24 protein-coding genes and 1 other annotated feature are annotated in these 20,731 nt (G+C 44.3%); of the genes, 21 read left to right on the plus strand and 3 right to left on the minus strand.

Annotation, left to right across the window (positions count from 1 at the left end; all coding sequences use genetic code 11):
- The first annotated feature begins 77 nt into the window (after nucleotides 1–77).
- The 4 genes from FFM77_RS11370 to FFM77_RS11385 all read left to right on the plus strand — a co-directional run bounded on the left by FFM77_RS11370 (nucleotide 78) and on the right by FFM77_RS11385 (nucleotide 4,010).
- Nucleotides 78–1,106 carry a DMT family transporter gene (locus tag FFM77_RS11370; RefSeq protein WP_137635882.1) on the plus strand — a complete coding sequence of 343 codons (1,029 nt, stop codon included), beginning with the start codon at nucleotides 78–80 and terminating at the stop codon, nucleotides 1,104–1,106.
- A 163-nt stretch (nucleotides 1,107–1,269) separates the two neighbouring features.
- Complete coding sequence (locus FFM77_RS11375; RefSeq protein ID WP_137635883.1) at nucleotides 1,270–1,947, plus strand: 2,3-bisphosphoglycerate-dependent phosphoglycerate mutase; 678 nt, start codon at nucleotides 1,270–1,272, stop codon at nucleotides 1,945–1,947.
- A 100-nt stretch (nucleotides 1,948–2,047) separates the two neighbouring features.
- The gene (locus FFM77_RS11380; protein WP_137635884.1) at nucleotides 2,048–2,359 is read left to right on the plus strand and encodes a hypothetical protein; all 312 of its coding nucleotides are present in this window, start codon (nucleotides 2,048–2,050) and stop codon (nucleotides 2,357–2,359) included.
- Nucleotides 2,360–2,543: 184 nt separating this feature from the next.
- On the plus strand, nucleotides 2,544–4,010 hold the full coding sequence (locus FFM77_RS11385) for a multicopper oxidase family protein (protein WP_137635885.1): 1,467 nt from the start codon (nucleotides 2,544–2,546) through the stop codon (nucleotides 4,008–4,010).
- A gap of 146 nt (nucleotides 4,011–4,156) precedes the next feature.
- Here FFM77_RS11385 and FFM77_RS11390 read toward each other — a convergent pair whose 3' ends face one another.
- From FFM77_RS11390 to FFM77_RS11400, 3 genes are all read right to left on the minus strand, one after another.
- A complete protein-coding gene (locus tag FFM77_RS11390) occupies nucleotides 4,157–5,488 on the minus strand; it encodes a C1 family peptidase (RefSeq protein WP_137635886.1) in 1,332 nt (443 codons plus the stop codon).
- Between the two features lie 68 nt (nucleotides 5,489–5,556).
- Nucleotides 5,557–6,240: a ribose-5-phosphate isomerase RpiA gene (gene rpiA / locus FFM77_RS11395; protein WP_137635887.1), complete on the minus strand. Its 684-nt coding sequence runs from the start codon at nucleotides 6,238–6,240 to the stop codon at nucleotides 5,557–5,559.
- A gap of 20 nt (nucleotides 6,241–6,260) precedes the next feature.
- Nucleotides 6,261–6,542: a GNAT family N-acetyltransferase gene (locus FFM77_RS11400; RefSeq protein WP_137635888.1), complete on the minus strand. Its 282-nt coding sequence runs from the start codon at nucleotides 6,540–6,542 to the stop codon at nucleotides 6,261–6,263.
- Between the two features lie 265 nt (nucleotides 6,543–6,807).
- Here FFM77_RS11400 and FFM77_RS11405 point away from each other — a divergent pair, with 265 nt between their 5' ends.
- The 17 genes from FFM77_RS11405 to rplL all read left to right on the plus strand — a co-directional run bounded on the left by FFM77_RS11405 (nucleotide 6,808) and on the right by rplL (nucleotide 20,572).
- Nucleotides 6,808–7,344, plus strand: coding sequence for a dCTP deaminase/dUTPase family protein (locus FFM77_RS11405; RefSeq protein WP_137635889.1), 537 nt, complete (start codon nucleotides 6,808–6,810; stop codon nucleotides 7,342–7,344).
- A 113-nt stretch (nucleotides 7,345–7,457) separates the two neighbouring features.
- The gene (gene radA, locus FFM77_RS11410) at nucleotides 7,458–8,834 is read left to right on the plus strand and encodes a DNA repair protein RadA (RefSeq protein WP_137635890.1); all 1,377 of its coding nucleotides are present in this window, start codon (nucleotides 7,458–7,460) and stop codon (nucleotides 8,832–8,834) included.
- Nucleotides 8,835–8,854: 20 nt separating this feature from the next.
- Nucleotides 8,855–10,051 (plus strand): PIN/TRAM domain-containing protein, encoded by a 1,197-nt coding sequence (locus tag FFM77_RS11415; protein WP_137635891.1) that lies wholly within the window; start codon nucleotides 8,855–8,857, stop codon nucleotides 10,049–10,051.
- 246 nt (nucleotides 10,052–10,297) lie between these two features.
- The gene (gltX, locus tag FFM77_RS11420) at nucleotides 10,298–11,788 is read left to right on the plus strand and encodes a glutamate--tRNA ligase (RefSeq protein ID WP_137635905.1); all 1,491 of its coding nucleotides are present in this window, start codon (nucleotides 10,298–10,300) and stop codon (nucleotides 11,786–11,788) included.
- A gap of 457 nt (nucleotides 11,789–12,245) precedes the next feature.
- On the plus strand, nucleotides 12,246–13,658 hold the full coding sequence (cysS, locus tag FFM77_RS11425; protein WP_137635892.1) for a cysteine--tRNA ligase: 1,413 nt from the start codon (nucleotides 12,246–12,248) through the stop codon (nucleotides 13,656–13,658).
- 1 nt (nucleotide 13,659) lies between these two features.
- On the plus strand, nucleotides 13,660–14,070 hold the full coding sequence (locus FFM77_RS11430) for a Mini-ribonuclease 3 (RefSeq protein ID WP_137635893.1): 411 nt from the start codon (nucleotides 13,660–13,662) through the stop codon (nucleotides 14,068–14,070).
- The gene (gene rlmB / locus FFM77_RS11435) at nucleotides 14,060–14,845 is read left to right on the plus strand and encodes a 23S rRNA (guanosine(2251)-2'-O)-methyltransferase RlmB (protein WP_137635894.1); all 786 of its coding nucleotides are present in this window, start codon (nucleotides 14,060–14,062) and stop codon (nucleotides 14,843–14,845) included. Before FFM77_RS11430 ends, rlmB begins: the two co-directional genes overlap by 11 nt.
- Before the next feature lie 2 nt (nucleotides 14,846–14,847).
- The gene (locus FFM77_RS11440; RefSeq protein WP_137635895.1) at nucleotides 14,848–15,399 is read left to right on the plus strand and encodes a YacP-like NYN domain-containing protein; all 552 of its coding nucleotides are present in this window, start codon (nucleotides 14,848–14,850) and stop codon (nucleotides 15,397–15,399) included.
- Nucleotides 15,400–15,589: 190 nt separating this feature from the next.
- Entirely contained in the window at nucleotides 15,590–16,147 is a 558-nt protein-coding gene (locus FFM77_RS11445; RefSeq protein ID WP_137639495.1) for a sigma factor, read from the plus strand.
- Between the two features lie 68 nt (nucleotides 16,148–16,215).
- Complete coding sequence (rpmG, locus tag FFM77_RS11450; protein WP_137635897.1) at nucleotides 16,216–16,365, plus strand: 50S ribosomal protein L33; 150 nt, start codon at nucleotides 16,216–16,218, stop codon at nucleotides 16,363–16,365.
- Between the two features lie 11 nt (nucleotides 16,366–16,376).
- On the plus strand, nucleotides 16,377–16,562 hold the full coding sequence (gene secE, locus FFM77_RS11455; protein ID WP_137635898.1) for a preprotein translocase subunit SecE: 186 nt from the start codon (nucleotides 16,377–16,379) through the stop codon (nucleotides 16,560–16,562).
- A gap of 106 nt (nucleotides 16,563–16,668) precedes the next feature.
- Nucleotides 16,669–17,217, plus strand: coding sequence for a transcription termination/antitermination protein NusG (gene nusG, locus FFM77_RS11460; protein ID WP_137635899.1), 549 nt, complete (start codon nucleotides 16,669–16,671; stop codon nucleotides 17,215–17,217).
- A 53-nt stretch (nucleotides 17,218–17,270) separates the two neighbouring features.
- Nucleotides 17,271–18,128 carry an alpha/beta hydrolase gene (locus tag FFM77_RS11465; protein ID WP_379893460.1) on the plus strand — a complete coding sequence of 286 codons (858 nt, stop codon included), beginning with the start codon at nucleotides 17,271–17,273 and terminating at the stop codon, nucleotides 18,126–18,128.
- Between the two features lie 101 nt (nucleotides 18,129–18,229).
- Nucleotides 18,230–18,655 (plus strand): 50S ribosomal protein L11, encoded by a 426-nt coding sequence (gene rplK, locus FFM77_RS11470; RefSeq protein ID WP_137606316.1) that lies wholly within the window; start codon nucleotides 18,230–18,232, stop codon nucleotides 18,653–18,655.
- Nucleotides 18,656–18,755: 100 nt separating this feature from the next.
- Nucleotides 18,756–19,445: a 50S ribosomal protein L1 gene (rplA, locus tag FFM77_RS11475; protein WP_137635901.1), complete on the plus strand. Its 690-nt coding sequence runs from the start codon at nucleotides 18,756–18,758 to the stop codon at nucleotides 19,443–19,445.
- Nucleotides 19,446–19,502: 57 nt separating this feature from the next.
- Nucleotides 19,503–19,619: a sequence feature (ribosomal protein L10 leader region), on the plus strand.
- A 28-nt stretch (nucleotides 19,620–19,647) separates the two neighbouring features.
- The gene (rplJ, locus tag FFM77_RS11480; RefSeq protein ID WP_137635902.1) at nucleotides 19,648–20,151 is read left to right on the plus strand and encodes a 50S ribosomal protein L10; all 504 of its coding nucleotides are present in this window, start codon (nucleotides 19,648–19,650) and stop codon (nucleotides 20,149–20,151) included.
- Between the two features lie 52 nt (nucleotides 20,152–20,203).
- Complete coding sequence (gene rplL / locus FFM77_RS11485; RefSeq protein ID WP_057706897.1) at nucleotides 20,204–20,572, plus strand: 50S ribosomal protein L7/L12; 369 nt, start codon at nucleotides 20,204–20,206, stop codon at nucleotides 20,570–20,572.
- Nucleotides 20,573–20,731: the final 159 nt, after the last annotated feature.

The following is a 20,731-nucleotide window of genomic DNA, read 5'->3' on the forward strand; positions in this document are numbered from 1 at the left end:
GAAAACGACTTGAAAATGGTGCTATACTAGCAAACGTTAACTATTTAAATTTTTATTAAGAGGGAAGCGAACGATTCGTGAAGAAAGCATATCTTTATATCGCAATCTCAACATTGATGTTCAGTTCAATGGAAATTGCGCTAAAGATGGCCGGTAGTGCCTTTAATCCGATTCAATTAAACTTGATCCGGTTCTTTATTGGAGCCGTGGTCTTACTACCATTTGCTGTGGTGGCGTTGAAACAAGCTGGCCGGAAGCTAGTGGCTGCTGATTGGCGGTTATTTGCGATTACCGGGCTAGTTTGTGTGATTGTAAGTATGTCGTTGTACCAGTTGGCGATTACGGTCGATCAAGCGTCAACGGTGGCGGTCCTATTTAGTTGTAATCCCGTCTTTGCGTTGCTCTTTTCATATTTGATTCTCCATGAACGTTTGGGCCGAGCCAACTTGATTTCGGTTGTGATTTCAGTGATTGGATTATTGATTATTGTTAATCCAGCTCATTTAACGAATGGCTTAGGGCTAGTTTTGGCGATTAGTTCCGCCATTACCTTTGGCTTATATAGTATTATTTCACGTTACGGTTCCGTTAAACGGGGGCTAAACGGGTTGACGATGACTTGTTTCACCTTCTTTGCCGGGGCATTTGAATTATTGATTTTAGCTTGGCTAACAAAGATTCCGGCCGTTGCCAGTGGCTTAACGGCGATGGGCTTGCGTCAATTCGCAGCCATTCCAATCTTGGTTAATGTTAATATGACTTATTTTTGGTTATTATTCTTCATCGGGGTCTGTGTGACCGGTGGTGGGTTCGCCTTTTACTTTTTAGCAATGGAAAAGACCGATGTGTCAACCGCATCGTTGGTTTTCTTCATCAAGCCAGGGTTAGCCCCAATTTTAGCAGCTATTATTTTACATGAAAAGATTGTCCCAACGACGATTGTTGGGATTGTTGTCATTTTAATCGGGTCGGTCGTCACCTTTGTGGGCAATCGATTCAGAGAACGTACCAGTACGATGGGTCAAGCGACCAAGCAAGCTGAAAGTAAAGCGGTGCATGAGCGCGTGGCAAGTCATTCTAATGCGATTTCGGAGCAAGAAGATTAGTTAACTGGGTTGCAACCCAGTACATTGTTGAATAAAATAACAGTTTCAAAAGACCCGTAGCCAAAGTTGCTAGGGGCCTTTTTTTCGGCGGAGTGCTTGCGTTTAACCCTAAGAATCGCTTATCATAGAGACTATTGAAGGCAACAGGTGGAGAGAGAAAATAATGACAGAATTGGTAATTGTACGACATGGTGAGAGTACGGCGAACCGTGATAATACGTATACCGGCTGGAGTGATGTCCCGTTGACTGACGTGGGGGTCGGACAAGCCCATCACGCTGGCAAGCGGTTGCGCGAAGCTGGCATTCAGTTTGGGGCGGTTCATACCTCCGTTTTGAAGCGAGCAGTGGTCACGGCGAATATTATTCTAGATGAAATCGATCAATTGTGGTTGCCAGAATATAAGACGTGGCGGCTAAATGAACGACATTATGGGGCCTTGCGTGGGCAAAACAAAGACGAGACCCGGCGGATTTATGGTAAAGCCAAAGTGCAACAATGGCGGCGTAGTTTCTATACGGTCCCACCGTTATTAGCGCCAACTGATTTAAGTCATGACCGGCGTTATATGAAGTATGGACCCAATGTTGAACCCCGGGGTGAAAGCTTGAAGATGGCGTATGACCGGATTATGCCGTATTGGATTGACGTGATCGCCCCACGACTGTTGGCAGGCGAAAATCAACTGATCGTGGCGCATGGCAGTACGTTGCGCGCGTTGATTAAATACTTGGAACATATTAGTGACACCGGGATTGATGGTGTTGAAGTGGCGAATGGGGTGCCCATTTGTTACGATTTAGATGACCAGTTGCGAATTAAAAGTAAAACTGAAATTTAAAGTTGAGAACCCGTTGTGTGTGACAGTCCCCTTGATGGATATTTGACGTTAACTAAACTTTTAGTTGAATAATTTAGCCTTAGTAAGGTGGTAAGTTCTCATGATCAAGCGTAAGATTTGGCTGAAATCGCTAATTACGATATTAGGTATTTTCATTATCACAATTTTAATACTCGCAACGTCACCTATAATTGCCATCAAAATGGACATGTTAACATATGGACAATTTCGGACATTCATGAAAGTGAATCCTAAAGTATCCACAACACCAACCAGTTCTCTTAGAGCTGGTGGCAAGCAATACGAGATTAAGCCATATCATTTTCAAGCTGATGGATTTGAGGCAAATAGTTTCAACGTATACAAAGTCTTATTCTTTTATGATGCAAGTCCCGCCACTGATCCTGTTTAAGCATCAATGTGATCCTGTGAGTAAAATTGTTACATTGGTCCATTAAGAGTCCTCCCCTAGCCAGTAATCATGACTTTGTGATGAGGTTCTTTTTTTAGTCAACTTGTTTACACTTGTAGATTAAGCAAGTATTGTTTACAATTGTAGCCATAATGATGATGAAGACAAAAGGGGGGGCGAACACATGCAATTAAAAAAATGGCTATTAGTGGGTATTTTGGGGATTGGCCTAACTGGTATGGGGATTAGCTATTATCAAGGGACCCGTGCTAATCAGCGGTCGATACCAAGGCATGTAATGATGGGGCGGCAGTCATCAACGCAGCCTGCCGCGGCACCCACAACAATTAAAACGCCGGCTCGGCCATTAGCGGTACCACCGCTTTTAAAGCCGACGCAACAAACGCAACGGCGGGTGGCTTATACGGTGATTGCTCGAACCGGGACGATGGCATTTAGAGCCGGCCAAACGACCAAAACGCTAGGGTATAACGGTAATTATTTAGGTCCAGTGTTACAAGTAAACCGGGGACAGATATTAGCGATCACGACCAAAAATACATTAACGCAAGCAATCAGCTTTCATTGGCATGGCGCCATCTTACCAGGTAAGGCTGACGGCGGTCCTCACGAGACGGTGGCGGCCGGAGCAACTAAAAAGGTGGCGTTTAAAGTCCAGCAACCGGCAGCGACGTTATGGTTTCATCCACATGCGATGGGAAGTACGGCGAAGCAAGTCTATCAAGGCTTAGCTGGTTTAATCTACGTGCGTGATCAAGCCAGCCAACGCTTACATTTACCACAAACTTATGGTGTTAATGATTTTCCAGTCATCATTCAGGATCGTCAGTTTACTAAGCAGCATCAATTTGACTATGATAAGGCCTATCAAACTGATGGGACGCTGGGGTCGACCTTACTAGTGAATGGGACGTTGAATCCTTATTTAAAAGTCACGACTAAGTTAGTTCGGCTCCGATTAGTTAATGGATCGAATGCTCGTAATTATCAGCTAACGCTTAGCAACCACCAAGCGATGCAGCAAATTGCTGATGATGGTGGCTTGCTGTCACGGCCAGTCGCAGTCCAACGCTTGCGGCTGTCTCCCGGTGAACGGGCAGAAGTGGTTATTGATACGGCTAAGTTGACCCAACCGGTGACAGTGATGAATGGGCAACAGGCAGTCTTGCAGTTGCGACCGACAGCCACTAGACGTCAGTTGGGACAATTGCCGACGAAATTAGTCTCGTTACCGGCTGCGAGGACCCCGAAGCTGGCGCAAAAGCGCACCTTAACATTTAGCAGCATGGGTCACATGGTCACGATTAATCGGCAGACGTTTGACCCTGACCGGATTGATCTGACGGCGCAACGCAATCGGCCACAAATTTGGACGTTGAAAAACTTGAGTGGCATGATGGGCGGGATGAGTCATCCGTTTCACTTACATGGGGTGCAATTTCGAATTTTGAGTGTTAACGGCACGCGGCCAGCGGCTAATGAACGCGGGTGGAAAGATACCGTCGCGTTGCCGCCAGATGGGGTCGTGAAGATCACGTTTAAATTTAAAAATCGCGGGATTTATATGTACCACTGTCATAATTTGGAACATGAGGAACAAGGGATGATGGGGCAGATTAAGGTGAGCTAAAGGAACACAAAAACGGTCAGTGCAGTAATCGATAGGGATTACCACACTGACCGTTTGTTTCTTTAGTTGTTGAAACGTGTTCGGACTGGAAACTTCGCTTGTGACATCAAACCACTGCTCGTCCCCAATCCGCTGGTCTACTCACGTTAGGCTAAGGCACCCATTGGATCCCAAGGGGCCAAAACAGTTGGTTCTTCAGCTTGGGCAGCTTTTAAGTCGTCAGATAAGAATTGTTTGTTAACGACAACTTGGTAGCAATATTCGTCCATCCAGGCATCGCTCATCACGAAGAATCCCTTTTCGCCGACTTTATCGCCCCAGCTGTTTTCAACCTTCCATTTGGTTGGTTGACCATCAACTAAGTCGACCCCGGTGATGACCATGGCATGGGTCATTAAGCTTTCGCCGTAGTCTAGACGTTCAGCTTTAGACATAGAGAGATCAACGTCGAACAATTCGTCTTTACTGTAAACGTCGGTAGCCATCACGCCCTTTTGACGATCAGAAGATTGACCAACATCACAACCGAACCAGACACTTTGGCCAGCTTGTAATTGTTTGATGGCGAGTTGTTTGAAGTCTGCCATTGAGACGTTCAAATGCTTGACTTCGCGACCACCTAAAACATTACCTAACATTTCGATCGTGTAGGTGTGGTTGTAAGGCTTGTCGTCGGTTGGGGCGTTGATGATTGAAACGTAGTCATCTAAGTTCCAGCCAATATACTTTTTGAAAAAGCTTTGTGGGGTTAAGCCCTTGTCGATGTGATAGTTCTTATCATCATCGCGGTATTCCCAGTCGAATTCAGTTGCGGGTTCGCCAAAAGCGTAAGCCAACATCCGGTAAACTTCGTTAAGCATCTTTTCTTTACGCGCTTGGATATCGTCAGCGGACGTTTTTGCCGCAACTAATTCCCGCAATTCAACGGCATCTTTGCGTAACTTTAAGTTTAACGTACTGTTGATTTCAGCCGATTTGGAACTGTTATAAGTTTCAGGCATGACACTCTTAGGCACAATCCCATATTTCTGGATAATTGCGACTAACATGTCCCATTGACCACCATCTTGTTGAGGGGTGGTCATTAACCAAGCGACTTTCCGACTGCTGGTTGGTTGATCAGCAGTGGCTAAGACGTTTTCATAGAAATAGTTGGCTTTTTCGAACTTGTCCCAGAAGAACGTGTAGTTTTGTGACAATTCGAAGTTCTTTAACTTGAACTTGTCAGCCAAGGCATGCCGCATGGTGTTTAATGCGGCGAACATCCAGCAACGTCCACTTTGCTTTTGGTTAGCGACACCACCAGTATCCAAATCAATGGAGAAGACGGGGGTCGTTTGACTCATAGCTGGGATATCTTGGCTGCTGGCTAAGATCCCGTTTTTGGTGACGCTGCGTTCGATAACTTTAGCAGCGGGATGTTGATCAAGGTCAGCTTGGTAGTTGGCGATTTGATCCATACTAATTGCTTTACTCAAAAATCTTCACACTCCTTTAATGTTATTCTCATTGTATCGGTTTCATTAATTTCCGGCAAGTCTAACGATTATGCGCGCGCCGTAATGACTTCAGGGCCATCTGCATGACCGACGATAATGGTGTTGACCATGTCTAAGAAGAGACCATGTTCAACGACGCCGACCATGTGGATGAGATCTTCAGCCAAATCATGTGGGTTGGTAATTGGATTCAAATGTAGATCAATGATGTAATTATTAGAATCAGTTCGGACAAAATCACCGTTAACTTTTCGAAATTCAGGATGATAGCCCTTAGCGGCCATCTTTTCAAAGATGTGCTGACTCCCATAAGGAATCACTTCGACTGGGAGTCCGAAGGCGCCAAGTTGGTCGACCATCTTGCTTTCGTCGACGATCCACATGACCCTATCGGAGTTGATGGCGACAATCTTTTCGAATAAGAGGGCCGCCCCGCCACCTTTGACCCCTTGATAGTCCGTTGAAATCTCATCGGCACCATCAATGGTTAAGTCCAAGTGGTCGACATCGTCAACGGACTTCATTGGAATCCCTAAGCTTTTAGCCTGGGCGGCGGTCCGGTCAGACGTAGAGACGCCCACAATGTTTAAATGTTCATTTTTGACGCGTTCGCCGAGGGCATCGACCATGAATTTAACGGTGGAGCCAGTCCCAAGACCGACCTGCATGCCGTCTTTAATGTATTCCACAGCTTTTTGACCGACGAGTTGTTTTAATTGATCTTGATTCATAAAATGTGAACTCCTTAAAGTTATTTAGTTACCACTAAGTCTGCATACTCTGGGTGTTTGTCAAAAAAGGCCTTGGCATACGTGCAGAGTGGCTGAATCTGTTTGTGTTCGGCCTTAGCGGCGTCAATCACTGCTAAAGTCAATTTAGCGGCGAGTCCTTGATGGCCGAAGTCATCGCGGACAAACGTATGCTCAATTACCCACACTTGACCATCATCAATTGCCGGAAAAGTGATTTCACCGGCTAACCGGCCCTCATCATCATTAAAATAAAACCGGTTTGGTTCGCGTGTAAATTCCATTACCGTCACCACCTTGAAAGGGTTTTAAGTCTCAAGTTCATTAAACGGGTTATTGCCGGTTTTGTCAACGAAACTTCGCTTGAAAGTATGGTAGAATGTGAACACTATCGATAACTAAAATTTAGTAGTGATTAAACCTAAACAGGTTAATGATTTAAGACGATTAAAACGTAACTATTAGTGTCAGGGATTAAGCGTAGGTTTACGACACCATCATCGCTAATCCAATGAATGAGGACTATAAATTGAAAGTAGGGGTCAACCAATGTCACGTGGATTTAAAATTGTTAGTAAATATGCACAGGCCGACTTACATGTCCCGTATCGGACTACGAAACAAGCGGCCGGTTACGATTTTGAAGCGGCAACGGATTTTACGTTGCCATCAATCTGGAAGCTGAACTTTGTCAAAGTCTTATGGCAATTACGGCATGGCGAAACGAGCGCAACCGCTGATCTCGATGCAGCAGCTAAAACCTTGAAGCCATACTTAGTGCCAACCGGGATTAAAGCGTATATGAATGATGGTGAATACTTAATGATTGCCAATCGGTCAAGCAATCCGCTCAAACGCGGGCTGATCTTACCTAATGGGGTTGGTATCATCGATGCGGATTATTATGATAATCCTAAGAACGAAGGCGAAATCTTCATTCAATTGGTCAATCTGGGCATTCGTGATGTGCACATTAAGCAGGGTGAACGGATTGGTCAAGGGATCTTTACGACTTATTTGACGGCAACTGATGAAGCGGAAGTGCAAGCAACGCGCACAGGCGGTTTCGGTTCTAGTGGTAAATAGCTAAAAAAAGGTTAAAACCAGTGATTTTGACGGTTTTCACCGCTATTAATGGTAAAATATAATTATACGTGTTTAATCATTGGTCGAGCGGTTGGATTGGAGGAAAAGAGTTAGTGGCAAAAGCAAAAACGCAATTTGTTTGTTCTAATTGCGGTTACTCAACGCCCCGGTATTTGGGACGCTGTCCAAACTGTGGTGAATGGAATACGTTAGCAGAAGAACATTTTGATAACAAACCCGATCGCAAATCCCGAGTCAGCTTTGCTGGTAAAGCAGCCAAGCCGCAACGGCTCAAAGAAGTGACCATGTCTAAGACGCCACGGGTGAAGACCAAGTTACGTGAATTCAACCGGGTCTTGGGTGGTGGCGTGGTACCGGGTTCCTTAGTCTTAATTGGTGGGGATCCTGGGATTGGTAAATCGACGTTACTCTTGCAAGTTTCGGGGCAACTCGCTGAAACTGGTGGTTCAGTCTTGTACGTCACGGGTGAAGAAAGTGCCTCCCAAGTGAAGATGCGCGCGGATCGGTTAAAAGTTGAAAGTGAAGACTTTTACTTGTATCCCGAAACGGATATGAGTAATATTCGGGCCACGATTGAATCCATCAAACCCCAATACGTGGTGATTGATTCGGTGCAAACGATGCAAGAACCCGACATTACTTCCGCAATTGGTTCCGTCTCACAGATTCGTGAGATTACGGCTGAACTATTGCAGATTGCCAAGACTAATGGCATCACAATCTTTATCGTGGGCCATGTGACTAAAGGCGGCGCGATTGCTGGACCGAAAATTTTGGAACATATGGTGGATACGGTGTTGTACTTCGAAGGTGATTTGCATCATACGTACCGGATTTTGCGGGCCGTTAAGAACCGGTTCGGATCGACGAATGAACTCGGTATTTTTGAGATGCGGACTGCCGGCTTAGCTGAAGTGGCTAACCCATCGGAAATTTTCTTGGAAGAACGGTTGAAGGATGCGACGGGTTCGGCCATTGTGGTTTCAATGGAAGGGACGCGACCAATTTTAGTCGAAGTCCAAGCCTTAGTCACGCCGACGGTATTCGGCAATGCGAAACGCACGGCTAGCGGTTTAGATCATAACCGGGTTTCTTTGATTATGGCCGTCTTAGAAAAACGCGCTAACTTAATGTTGCAAAACCAGGATGCTTACTTGAAAGCAGCTGGTGGCGTCAAGCTGGATGAACCGGCGATTGATTTAGCCATCGCCATGAGTGTCGCCTCTAGTTATCGTGACCAGCAGACGCGGCCAAGTGACTGCTTTGTTGGTGAAGTTGGGTTAACCGGTGAGATTCGGCGGGTTAATCGGATTGAGCAACGGGTTGGTGAAGCCACTAAGTTAGGATTCAAACGTATCTTTATCCCGAAGAATAATTTGCAAGGCTGGGATATTCCTAAAGGGATTGAAGTTATTGGGGTGTCAACGTTAAAAGAAGCACTCCAACTAGCATTACAACAGCCAAATTAAACTGAAAAGGGGCTGACGCCATGAAAAAGTTAACGGTGCGATTGGTGTTCATTGTGGTCGGTGGGACGTTAGGCTTAACCTACTTGCCATATTTATGGACAACGTTGTGGTCGCAACCAAATTCATTATTAAATAATATTTTTACCAACTTCCTAATCGGAGCTTTGTTCCTTTGGATTTTGTCCCTATTCTTAGCTAACGCGGCGATGCATTTGGTTGATCGTGTCGAAAAGAATTTGTCGAAACAAAATCCAATGACACTCTTGTTTGGTAGTGTGGGGTTCATTATTGGGTTACTGATCGCGGTTCTGATATCGCAATTATTCAGTCGCAGTCCACTATTCTTACTGAACACGGTCGTCCCAATAATATTGATGCTATTTTTCGGTTACATTGGTGCCCGCGTTGGGACCACGAGAATCGACGAATGGCGGAAGGTCTTCAATTTTCGGCGGCGCGAAAAAGAGCCACAGCCGGATATTACGGATGCCCAACCGGACCAAAACTATCATCATTATAAGATTTTGGATACTAATATCTTAATTGATGGGCGAATTTATGATTTGGTCAAGACTGGTTTCTTAGAAGGCACACTGTTAGTGCCTAACTTTGTCTTGTATGAATTACAATACATCGCCGACTCCGCGGACAGTATTAAACGGGTGCGTGGTCGCCGAGGCTTGGATATTTTAAACAAGCTACAGAGTGAAAATATTATTCCGGTTGAGATGTATAAGGGCGACTTTGAAGATATCCCAGAAGTTGACACGAAGCTGATCCAATTAGCTAAAAAAGTCAACGGGGTCATTGTAACTAATGATTACAACTTGAATAAAGTCATTGAATTTCAAAATGTCCAAGTCTTGAATATCAACCAATTGGCAAAATCTTTGAAGCCACGGGTCATTCCTGGTGAAGAAATGAACGTCATGGTCGTAAAAAACGGGAGTGAACGGCAACAAGGGGTCGGTTATTTGGACGACGGGACGATGGTCGTGGTCGAAGATGGGAAATTCTACATTAACGAGAAAGTCGACGTGGTCGTCACCAGTGCCTTGCAGACCGATGCTGGGCGGATGATTTTTGCCCGGTTAGCCCACGCTAATCGCGGAATCCCAGACAAGACCGAACATGCCAAGCCACATGAACAATCAAAAAAACAAGCTAATAACAAAGCCAACCATAAGAATAATCGCTCAGCCGCGACGAAATCGTAAGGGAAACTTTATTTTTAGTGGTAAAAATTGTAAACTAAATAGGTAGAGTGTGAGGGCCGACAGGTTGTGCTTGAGCATTGCCTAGCTAGGATAAGTGTCCGGTGTTTTTCCGGACGGTTGTCCTAGCGTAGCAAGCGGAGAGCACAGTCGGCCCGAACACGTTTCGGCAACCACCGAAAACCGGGAGTTTAGTCAGCTCCAATTTGTATTAACTTTGACAAAAAAACGAAAGAGGCGTTAATGACATTGGCAAAGAGCAAGATTCGTGTGCGTTACGCACCAAGTCCAACTGGCCATTTACACATTGGTAATGCCCGGACAGCGTTATTTAACTATTTATTTGCCCGGCATAATAAAGGAAAGTTCATCTTACGGATTGAAGACACCGATTTAAAGCGGAACGTCGCTGACGGTGAAAAGAGTCAAATGGATAATTTGACTTGGTTAGGGATTGACTGGGATGAAGGTCCTGATAAGGGCGGCGATTTTGGTCCTTATCGGCAATCAGAACGGAAGTCAATTTATGATCCGCTGATTCAACAATTAGTTGATGAAGGTAAGGCCTACGAGTCTTACATGACTGAAGACGAATTGCAAGCACAACGCGAAGCTCAAAAAGCGCGTAAAGAAATGCCACATTACGTCTATGAATTTGCTGGTATGACGGAAGACGAAAAGCAAGCTAAGATTGCCGCAGCTAAAGCTGCTGGCATTACGCCAGTTATTCGTTTCCACGTCCCAGAAGGTAAGACTTATGCTTGGGATGACATGGTTAAAGGAGAAGTTTCCTTTGAATCCAAGACTGTGGGTGGCGATTTCGTCATTCAAAAGCGGGACGGGATGCCAACTTATAACTTTGCCGTCGTTGTCGATGATCATTTGATGCAAATCAGCCACGTCTTCCGTGGTGATGACCATGTGGCCAATACGCCTAAGCAATTGATGATTTATGAAGCCTTTGGGTGGAACCCGCCTAAGTTTGGTCATATGAGCTTAATTATTAATACCGAAACTGGTAAGAAGTTAAGTAAACGTGACGAAACGGTCTTACAATTCATCGAACAATATCGCGAATTAGGTTACTTACCAGAAGCTATGCTCAACTTCATCATCTTGTTGGGCTGGTCGCCGGTCGGTGAAAGTGAATTGTTCACGAAACGGGAATTCATCAAGATGTACGATGAAAAGCGTTTGAGCAAATCACCAGCGTCATTCGATGGTAAAAAGTTGGAATGGGTTAATAACCAATACATTAAGAAGACTAATGAAAATGAAGTCTTCTCAATGTCAATCCAACAATTAATCAAGGCTGGTCGGTTACCAAAACGCCCAACCCAAGCCCAAATCGAATGGACGCGGACGTTAGTCTCATTGTTCAAGAACCAAATGAGCTATACGGGTCAAATCGTTGATTTAGCAGACTTATTCTTCAATGGTCCGGCTGAAATCAATGATGAAGCCAAAGCTGAATTGGCGGTTGAAACGGCGCCAACCGTCTTAAAAGAATTTCGGAAACGGGTCGAAGACATTGATGTCTTTGAAGCTACTGAAATTCAAAAGACGATTAAATCAATTCAAAAAGATACTAAGATTAAGGGCCGTCAATTGTACATGCCAATTCGAATCGCCGTTTCACATGAAATGCACGGTCCAGAATTGCCAGAAACGATTGAATTATTAGGTCGCGAAACCACGATCAAGCATTTAGATGCGATGATCGCGGAACTCGCCAAATAACTGTTCGATAATAAGAGTAAATTGACAGGACTGTGCAGGAAGCGACGGCTACTGAAAACGTCGTCGGTCGGGTCAGTTGAAGTGCGATTATCACGAAGAACAGCCGGGTGGTCGTTATCCCTGTAATGAGGCCGGTTTTTACGGTGAACCAGAGTGGAAGCACGCGGAAGCGTCTTTTGGCGTGTAGGAGAACGATCCTACATGCCAAAAGACGTTTTTTATTCCGAAAAATTAATGATAAAAATTTAAGTGGTCAGGCTAGCCGCGGTAGCTAGGGTTAATCAGTGTCGGCGGTAAAATTAATTAGCGAGGCGGGGTAATTAGCAGTCTCAATGATTTCGGTCAGTCTGACTTATCTTTAAAATGGACTGCCGCGAGTGCCCCTAATCAACTAACGCCAAAGTCAGGCTAAACATGTTAAACTAAGTAAATCAGAATTTTGAGAGGAGTTGGCAGTATGATTTCAGTTTTTAATACCCTAACGCGCACCAAAGAACCTTTTAAACCGATCACTCCAGGCGTTGTTAAGATGTATGTCTGTGGTCCAACCGTTTATAACTATATTCATATTGGAAATGCACGCTCAGCGATTGCCTTTGATACCATTCGTCGTTATTTTGAATATCGGGGCTACCAAGTGACGTATGTGTCGAACTTCACCGATGTGGACGATAAGATGATTAAACGGGCAAAAGAAGACCATACCACGGTCCCGGCAATTGCCGATCGGTTTATTAAAGCGTTCTTGGAAGATACTGCTGCGGTTAATATTGAACCGGCAACAGCCCATCCCCGGGCATCTGAAAACATTTCGGAAATTATCGACTTTATTAAGGTTTTAATCGATAAAGGTTATGCTTATGAATCGGCTGGCGATGTCTATTACCGGACCCGGAAGTTTAAAGATTATGGTAAATTGTCTGATCAACGGATTGATGATTTAGAAGTCGGCGCTAGCCAGCATACGGCCGATGAAGAAACCGATCGGAAAGAAGATCCGATTGATTTTGCCCTTTGGAAAGCGGCTAAAGCAGATGAAATTTCTTGGCCATCGCCATGGGGATCCGGGCGCCCCGGGTGGCACATTGAATGTTCAGTAATGTCGACTAAATATTTAGGTGAGACCTTTGATATTCATGGTGGTGGTCAAGATTTGGAATTTCCACATCATGAAAACGAAATTGCGCAAAGTGAGGCGAAGACCGGCAAGCCATTTGCGCATTATTGGTTGCACAACGGCTTCGTCACGGTTGGCGATGATAATGAAAAGATGAGTAAGTCGCTCGGTAATTTTGTGACGGTTCATGATATTATTAAACAAATCGATCCGCAGACGTTACGCTTCTTTATGGCGACGACGCAATATCGGCGACCGATTCAATATACGCAAAGTAACTTGGATGACGCGGCTAATAATCTGAGCAAGTTGCAAAACACTTATACGAATTTGACGTATCGGCTAAAGGATGCCACTGATGGCAGCGATAATGATGTAGCTGAACAGCTACTAAAATTGAAAGCTGACTATGTTCAAGCGATGGACGATGATTTTAACGTTCAAAATGGGATTGCGGCAGTTTACGAATTAGCTAAGCTAGCGAATGTCTATGCGGCTCAGACAACGGTTAAAAAAGTGACGGTCCAAGCATTAATTACGGCTTTGACGGCATTAGCTGGTGTGTTTGGCGTTGTTTTTGAAGCGGCGCCAGCGACTTTGGCTGATACCGATATTCAGGCCTTGATTGATGATCGTGAAGCGGCACGCCAAGCTAAAGACTTTGCCAAGGCTGATCAGATTCGCGATGATTTGAAGGCCCAAGGGATTATTTTAGAAGATACACCCCAAGGGGTTCGGTTTAGAAAGGAATAAGATGACAGTTGATTATCAACAATTAAATGGGATTGCCTTAGCTTATTTAGGCGATGCCGTTTATGAACCATTTATTAGACAACATATGATTGAATTAGGCTATACGAAGCCAACGAAGTTACATCACCATGCCACCCATTATGTGTCCGCTAAAGCCCAAGCAGCCTTGATTGCGCAGATGCAAGCAACTAATCTGTTAACCGATACGGAGATTGATGTCTTCAAGCGGGGACGTAATGCTAAAAGTCATACTTCAGCTAAACATACTGATGTCTTGACGTATCGGATCTCAACCGGTTTTGAGGCGGTTTTTGGTTATTTACAATTGACCAAACAATCAGCGCGGATTGCGGAGTTAGCCCATTGGTGTATTGAACAAGTTGATGAAGGGAGGGTTTCAAATGTCAAGTAATCATGAACAGAATCAAATGGCGCCGGAAAAAGAACCCGCTGATTTCGTGATTGGTCGTCATCCAGCGATGGCGGCAATTAAGAGTGATCAGCAGATTAACAAGGTGTTTATCCAAAGCGGTCTTCAAGCCGACGTGTTAAATGATATTGCGAAAATTGCGAAGAAACGCAATCTTATTGTGCAATATGTTCCGAAGCAAAAGTTAGATCGTTTGACCGACAATGCCAATCATCAAGGCGTTGCGGTGGGAGTAGCAGCTTTTGAGTATGCCACAATCGATGATTTATTTGCCGTTGCGAAGGCCAAGGATGAAGCACCATTCTTCTTGATTTTAGATAATATTGAAGATCCGCATAATTTAGGGTCGATCATGCGGACTGCTGATGCCGCCGGTGCACATGGGATTATCATTCCTAAGCGCCGTGCAGTTGGGTTGACGAGTACTGTAGCGAAGACCAGTACGGGTGCTATTGAACATGTGAAAGTCGCGCGAGTGACTAACTTGGTCCAAACCGTCAAACAATTACAGGAACAAGGTCTTTGGATTTTCGGGACTGATATGAACGGGACCGATTATCGTCAATGGGATGCTAGCGGGGCCGTTGGATTGATTATTGGAAATGAAGGCAAAGGCATTTCGCCATTGCTGAAGAAGACGGTTGATGAAATGTTGACGATTCCGATGATTGGTCATGTTCAGAGTTTGAATGCCAGTGTCGCGGCTAGCCTACTGATTTATCAGGGCTATACGTCACGGCATCCCCTAGGTCATTAATTATGAAACAACAACTTTTAATTGTAGATGCGTATAATATGATTGGTAATTGGCCAGAGCTGGATCATCTGAAACAGACGGATCGATTACCGGAAGCGCGTGATGAGTTGTTAGCCGCATTGAGTGAGTATAAAAAAATCACGGGTTTAAATATTAGTGTGATTTTTGATGCCATGTATGTGCCGGGCAATTCTAAAAGTTATCGGCAAGCTGACTTAGAAATCGTCTGGACTAGTAAAGACCAAACGGCTGATAGCTATATTGAAAAGCTGGCAGCTGATAAACAGTCGCGGGTCTTGCAAGTCACGGTTGCGACAAGTGATCAGGCAGAACAGTGGGTGATCTTTTCAGAAGGGGCTTTACGAATCCCAGCTTTAGAGTTACGTAAACGGGTGCGTGAGGCATTACAAGAAGTGCGTCATACTGCTATCAAAACGCAAGATCGTGGTTCGGTGCGCAAGTCACCGTGGAATGACACCCAATTATCGGCGTTGGATCAATTACGTCAGCAATTAGAACGTGGTCATTCGAAGCATCATCATTCAGAAAATTAATTCATTAGTTAGCCGGTTGCTTGTATTTTTACAAACCTGGCTAACTTTTTTGTTTTAGCAAATTTATAACGAAAGTTTGATGAGAAAACTAAAACGTTTGTTCGCTTGCCGGTCCATGAACCCCCGTGTATATTGGATTTACAGATACGTTGGGGTGCCGTTTCTAGACTCTAGAGATGAGGAAAACGGTATGGAGGAACAGCAATTAATCGGGCTAGCGGCGCAAGGCGATAATCAAAGTATTCGCGTCTTGACTGAACAGTATCTGCCAGTCATGCTGAAGCTACGCCAAAACTACTTTATTAAGAATTACGATCACGATGACTGGGTGCAAGAGGCCCGTTTGATGGTGTATCATGCAGCGCTGACTTATGATCATGCGCAGACCCACAGCTTTGGGGCCTTTTATCGGCTTTTACTCAATCATCGGATTGTGGATTTGATTCGGCGATCATGCGCGTCAAAGCGGCAACCGAATCAAGATATTTTATCGTTAGCGTTAGAAACAGAAGAAATTACAGAAGCCTTGTTGGTTACCAATGGGGCGGCGGTTGACATTGTGCATGTGCGGCAAGTTTTGGCTGACTTTGTGCATTATTGTTCGCCGTTTGAAGCGGAAGTCTTTGCGGCCATGTTACTTGGCAAAGCGCCGGTTAAGATTGCGGCTGAGTTACAAGTTGATTTGGAACGGGTCATCAATGCGATTGATCGGTGTCGGCGTAAGTTGCGGCAACAGTTAGCAAGCTAGGCCTTCGATTGACATTCGAAAAATTCCATGATACTGTTAAGCTTGATTAATTATGGAGGTCAGTATCGATGGCACAAAAAAAAGTTGCACTGGCATGTACCGTTTGTGGTTCTCGAAATTACACGATTGATGCCAACCCAAATCGGACTCACCGCTTAGAAGTTAAGAAGTTTTGTAAATTCTGTGGACAACATACACTTCATCGTGAAACGCGGTAGGGGGATTTTATATGCGCTTATTTAAGTTTTTTGGTCTTGTAGGAACCGAAATGAAAAAAGTAACCTGGCCAACTTGGGCAGAAAATCGGCGGGATTCATGGACAGTTATCTCAGTCTCACTGTTCTTTATCGCCTTCTTCGCTTTGTTTGACTGGATTATCCAATTACTATTGACCATGTTAACCTCATGGCATTAATGGTTTTTTAACCAGAAATTTGTTATAATACGGTTATTGAGAGAAAACTTCGTTGCGACGAGGTTTTTTTATTTTACTTAAAAACATACTTTAAAGGAGTTTAATCATGGTCGAATCTGTTGAAAAAAAGTGGTACGTGTTACACACTTACGCTGGTTATGAAAACAAAGTTAGTTCTAACTTGGAATCTCGGGTCCAATCAATGGGCATGGAAGATAACATCTTCCGTGTTGTTGTGCCCGAAGAAGAAGCCCATGAAGTTAAAAATGGGAAAGACAAAGTTGAAATGAAGAAGGTCTTCCCTGGTTATGTCTTAGTGGAAATGGTCATGACCGACCAAGCTTGGTACATTGTTCGGAATACCCCTGGTGTCACTGGGTTCTTAGGCTCACATGGTCAAGGGAGTAAACCAACGCCACTTTTACCAGAAGAAGCCGAAAGCATCTTGCATCAATTGGGGATGAGTGCGCGTCATACCGAATTAGATGTCGAAGTTGGCGAACAAGTAACGATTATTGACGGCGCTTTTTCTGGGTTGACCGGTGAAGTCACTGAAATTGATAACGAAAAGATGAAGTTAAAAGTTAATATCAATATGTTCGGCCGTGAAACTAGTACGGAACTTGATTTCGACCAAGTTGATCAAATCCAATAATTTAAAGTAAGCTGGTGGACAAGGTGGGACAACTGATTTTAATCGTACTTGTCATGATGATTATCGGCATCCTTGGACGCATTAGTTTTAAATTTATCCAATATGGTCGCCCTCAGCACCTGGTGTCTGCTTTACAGCCCAAGTCAGCTGATGATAGTGCCGTGACGTTGTTTATTCCAGGATATGCTGGCAATCGGTTCTCATTTGGTGGTATGCTACAGCGGTTTGTGACGGGGTCAATTGCCAATAAGTCGTTAGTCGTGATGATTGATCGCCATAATCGCCCCCATGTGACCGGCCATTTAGATCCTTATCGGCCAATGGTTCAGTTAATCTTTGCCACACCCCGGGTGAGTGTCCGGCAACAGGCACAGGGGGTTTTAGCTGTGGTTAAATACTTGTTAGCCCACGAGCACGTTCAAACCATGAATTTGGTGGCACATTCGATGGGTGGGGTGGTTTTGTTTCAATATTTGACGACAGCTGCGCGCTTGGTTAATTTGCCAGAAGTGCGTAAGGTCGTCACGATTGGGGCACCATTTAATGATCATGAAGTGGGTCAAAATACGTATCCAATTGAAAATCATCCATTGACTGCGAGTGGCCCAACGGAGACCACGCCGGTTTATAATTATTTCTTACGGACGTTGCAGCGTTTGCCGAACACGATTTCGTATTTGAATATTGCGGGTAATATTGGCGATGATGCGCAGAGCGATGGGGCTGTTGCCTTAAACAGTGCCTTATCATTACGATTCTTATTACGACCGGTTGTCAGTCAGTATCAAGAGTTTGTCGTCCATGGTAAAAATGCCCGGCATTCGCGGTTGCATGAAAATTATGAAGTCGATCGGCAGATTGTGCAATTTTTATATCCGAATAAAACGAAAACAGTTGCTGATGAAAAATAGATGTGGTAAAATATCGTTTGTGCGTCACGTATGCACGTTCACGTGGGAGGAGCAAAAACTCAGCTCCATTTACCACATCACGGACTAAGGAGGAATGTCTCGTGGCTAAAAAAGTAGCTAACGTTGTTAAATTACAAATTCCTGCGGGCAAAGCAACACCTGCTCCGCCAGTTGGCCCAGCATTAGGTCAAGCAGGTATCAATATCATGGGTTTCACTAAGGATTTCAATGCTCGTACTGCTGATCAAGCAGGTATGATCATCCCTGTAGTGATTACGGTGTACGAAGATCGTTCATTCGACTTCATCACTAAGACCCCACCTGCTGCCGTTCTTTTAAAGAAAGCTGCCGGTGTTGAACATGGTTCTGGCGAACCTAACACGAACAAAGTTGCAACCGTAACTTCTGCTCAAGTTAAGGAAATTGCTGAAACTAAAATGCAAGATCTAAACGCAGCTGATGTTGAAGCAGCTATGCGCATGATCGAAGGTACTGCTCGTAGTATGGGATTCACTGTCGAAGGCTAATTCAATACTGAAGAGTATGTCGGACACTTCATCAAAATGAATGTGTCAAGTGGGAGGAAATCTCCGTTTGAACCACATTTGCAAGGAGGAAAACACTTAGATGGCAAAGAAAAGTAAACAATACCAAGACGCCGCTAAGCTCGTTGATCGTGACAAAGCTTACGATGTAACTGAAGCGGTAGACTTGGTTAAAAAAATGGATTTCGCAAAGTTTGATGCAACCGTTGAAGTTGCATTCAAATTAAACGTTGACACAAAGCAAGCTGACCAACAACTTCGTGGTGCAGTTGTCTTACCAAACGGTACCGGTAAAGAACAAACCGTGATCGTATTTGCTAAAGGCGACAAGGCCAAAGAAGCTGAAGCAGCTGGTGCTGACGTCGTTGGTGAAGCTGACTTAGTTAGCCGTATCCAAGACGGTTGGTTAGACTTTGATGTCGCAATCGCAACCCCTGACATGATGGCCCAAGTTGGTCGTTTAGGTCGGGTCCTTGGTCCTAAAGGGTTAATGCCTAACCCTAAGACTGGGACGGTTACGATGGATGTTACTAAAGCGGTTAGCGATTCAAAAGCTGGTAAGGTGACTTACCGGACTGACCGTGATGGTAATGTGCACGTTCCTGTTGGCAAAGTATCATTTGATACTGACAAGCTTGTTGGTAACTTCAAGACCATTGAAGATGTCATCGTTAAAGCTCGTCCAGCCTCAGTACGTGGGACTTTCATCCAAAACTTAGTAGTGACATCAACCTTTACCCCAGCGGTACGTGTTGACTTAGCTACATTTTAAGGATTAAAAATTATTAAAACAATTGACCCCGCGGGTGATCTGTGATAGATTACTAGAGGTTAAGTTATATCTCTACCTAAGACTCAGGCGGCTTAACGGCCTTAATTCGATACCTGCCGAGGACATTGTTTTTTCTCTATGTCTTGGTGGACATAGGGATTTTTTTTAAATCCCTGAACCAAAATTCTGGGAGGTGAATCTGTTGAGTAAAGAAACTGTTGCTGTAAAAGCAAAAGAAGTTGAAGAAGTCACAGAACAATTGAAGAGCGCCGTATCTGCTATCGTTGTAGATTATCGTGGTTTGACAGTTGAACAAGTTACCGACTTACGTAAGCAATTACGTGATGCTGGTGTTAAGATGCGCGTTATCAAGAACAAAATCATGGTACGTGCAGCTGAAAAAGCTGGTTATGCTGACTTAAACGATGTCTTTTCTGGTCCTACTGCCGTTGCCTTCTCTGAAGAAGACCCAGTTGCACCAGCTAAGATTTTAGCTAACTTCGCGAAAACTGCCGATGCCCTTCAATTAAAGGGTGGCGTTATCGAAGGTAAAGTTGCTTCTCTTGAAGAAGTTCAAGAATATGCTACGATGCCATCACGTGAAGAATTATTGGCTACTATCGCTAACTTGTTACAAGCACCTGTTCGTAACGTGGCATACGCTGTTAAAGCGATTGCTGAAAAGGGCGACGAAGACGCAGCTTAATGCTGTTGGTGTAAACTAAAAAAATAGTTCATATAAAATGGAGGAACACAAAATGGCTTTTGATAAAGATAGTATTATTGCTTCATTAAAAGAAGCATCAATTTCAGATTTAAACGACTTAGTTAAGGCTATCGAAGAAGAATTCGATGTCTCAGCTTCAGCACCCGTTGCTGTTGCTGGCGCTGCTGGTGGCGACGCTGCCGCTGCTAAGGATTCATACGATGTTGAATTAACTGAATCTGGTGACCAAAAGGTTAAGGCTATTAAGGCCGTTCGCGATATCACCGGTCTTGGCTTGAAAGACGCTAAGGGTCTTGTTGACAACGTACCTTCAGTTGTTAAGGAAGGCGTTTCAGAAGACGAAGCTAACGACATCAAGGCTAAACTTGAAGAAGTTGGTGGCGTGGTAACTCTTAAGTAATTTACTTACTTAAAGAGCCACGTTAGACCAGGCACACCGTTGTAATGACGGGGTGCCTGGTCTTTTTTTGTCCAAATTTTTAAGGCTCTTTGTCAACGGCTGTTGATGAATGATCCTATGAGAAACCAATTCATTTTCGAATTGGTTTCTTTTTTGTAA

The sequence above is a fragment of the Lactiplantibacillus songbeiensis genome (assembly GCF_005405125.1).
GTDB classification, from domain to species: domain Bacteria; phylum Bacillota; class Bacilli; order Lactobacillales; family Lactobacillaceae; genus Lactiplantibacillus; species Lactiplantibacillus songbeiensis.

What these genes read in the sequence shown, in the direction of transcription:
- FFM77_RS11375 (WP_137635883.1), top strand. Translation starts at nt 1,270, where the DNA reads ATGACAGAATTGGTAATTGTACGACATGGTGAGAGTACGGCGAACCGT.
- FFM77_RS11380 (WP_137635884.1), top strand. Translation starts at nt 2,048, where the DNA reads ATGATCAAGCGTAAGATTTGGCTGAAATCGCTAATTACGATATTAGGT.
- FFM77_RS11385 (WP_137635885.1), top strand. Translation starts at nt 2,544, where the DNA reads ATGCAATTAAAAAAATGGCTATTAGTGGGTATTTTGGGGATTGGCCTA.
- rpiA (WP_137635887.1), bottom strand. Translation starts at nt 6,240, where the DNA reads ATGAATCAAGATCAATTAAAACAACTCGTCGGTCAAAAAGCTGTGGAA.
- FFM77_RS11400 (WP_137635888.1), bottom strand. Translation starts at nt 6,542, where the DNA reads ATGGAATTTACACGCGAACCAAACCGGTTTTATTTTAATGATGATGAG.
- FFM77_RS11405 (WP_137635889.1), top strand. Translation starts at nt 6,808, where the DNA reads ATGTCACGTGGATTTAAAATTGTTAGTAAATATGCACAGGCCGACTTA.
- FFM77_RS11415 (WP_137635891.1), top strand. Translation starts at nt 8,855, where the DNA reads ATGAAAAAGTTAACGGTGCGATTGGTGTTCATTGTGGTCGGTGGGACG.
- cysS (WP_137635892.1), top strand. Translation starts at nt 12,246, where the DNA reads ATGATTTCAGTTTTTAATACCCTAACGCGCACCAAAGAACCTTTTAAA.
- FFM77_RS11430 (WP_137635893.1), top strand. Translation starts at nt 13,660, where the DNA reads ATGACAGTTGATTATCAACAATTAAATGGGATTGCCTTAGCTTATTTA.
- rlmB (WP_137635894.1), top strand. Translation starts at nt 14,060, where the DNA reads ATGTCAAGTAATCATGAACAGAATCAAATGGCGCCGGAAAAAGAACCC.
- FFM77_RS11440 (WP_137635895.1), top strand. Translation starts at nt 14,848, where the DNA reads ATGAAACAACAACTTTTAATTGTAGATGCGTATAATATGATTGGTAAT.
- FFM77_RS11445 (WP_137639495.1), top strand. Translation starts at nt 15,590, where the DNA reads ATGGAGGAACAGCAATTAATCGGGCTAGCGGCGCAAGGCGATAATCAA.
- rpmG (WP_137635897.1), top strand. Translation starts at nt 16,216, where the DNA reads ATGGCACAAAAAAAAGTTGCACTGGCATGTACCGTTTGTGGTTCTCGA.
- secE (WP_137635898.1), top strand. Translation starts at nt 16,377, where the DNA reads ATGCGCTTATTTAAGTTTTTTGGTCTTGTAGGAACCGAAATGAAAAAA.
- nusG (WP_137635899.1), top strand. Translation starts at nt 16,669, where the DNA reads ATGGTCGAATCTGTTGAAAAAAAGTGGTACGTGTTACACACTTACGCT.
- FFM77_RS11465 (WP_379893460.1), top strand. Translation starts at nt 17,271, where the DNA reads ATGATGATTATCGGCATCCTTGGACGCATTAGTTTTAAATTTATCCAA.
- rplA (WP_137635901.1), top strand. Translation starts at nt 18,756, where the DNA reads ATGGCAAAGAAAAGTAAACAATACCAAGACGCCGCTAAGCTCGTTGAT.
- rplL (WP_057706897.1), top strand. Translation starts at nt 20,204, where the DNA reads ATGGCTTTTGATAAAGATAGTATTATTGCTTCATTAAAAGAAGCATCA.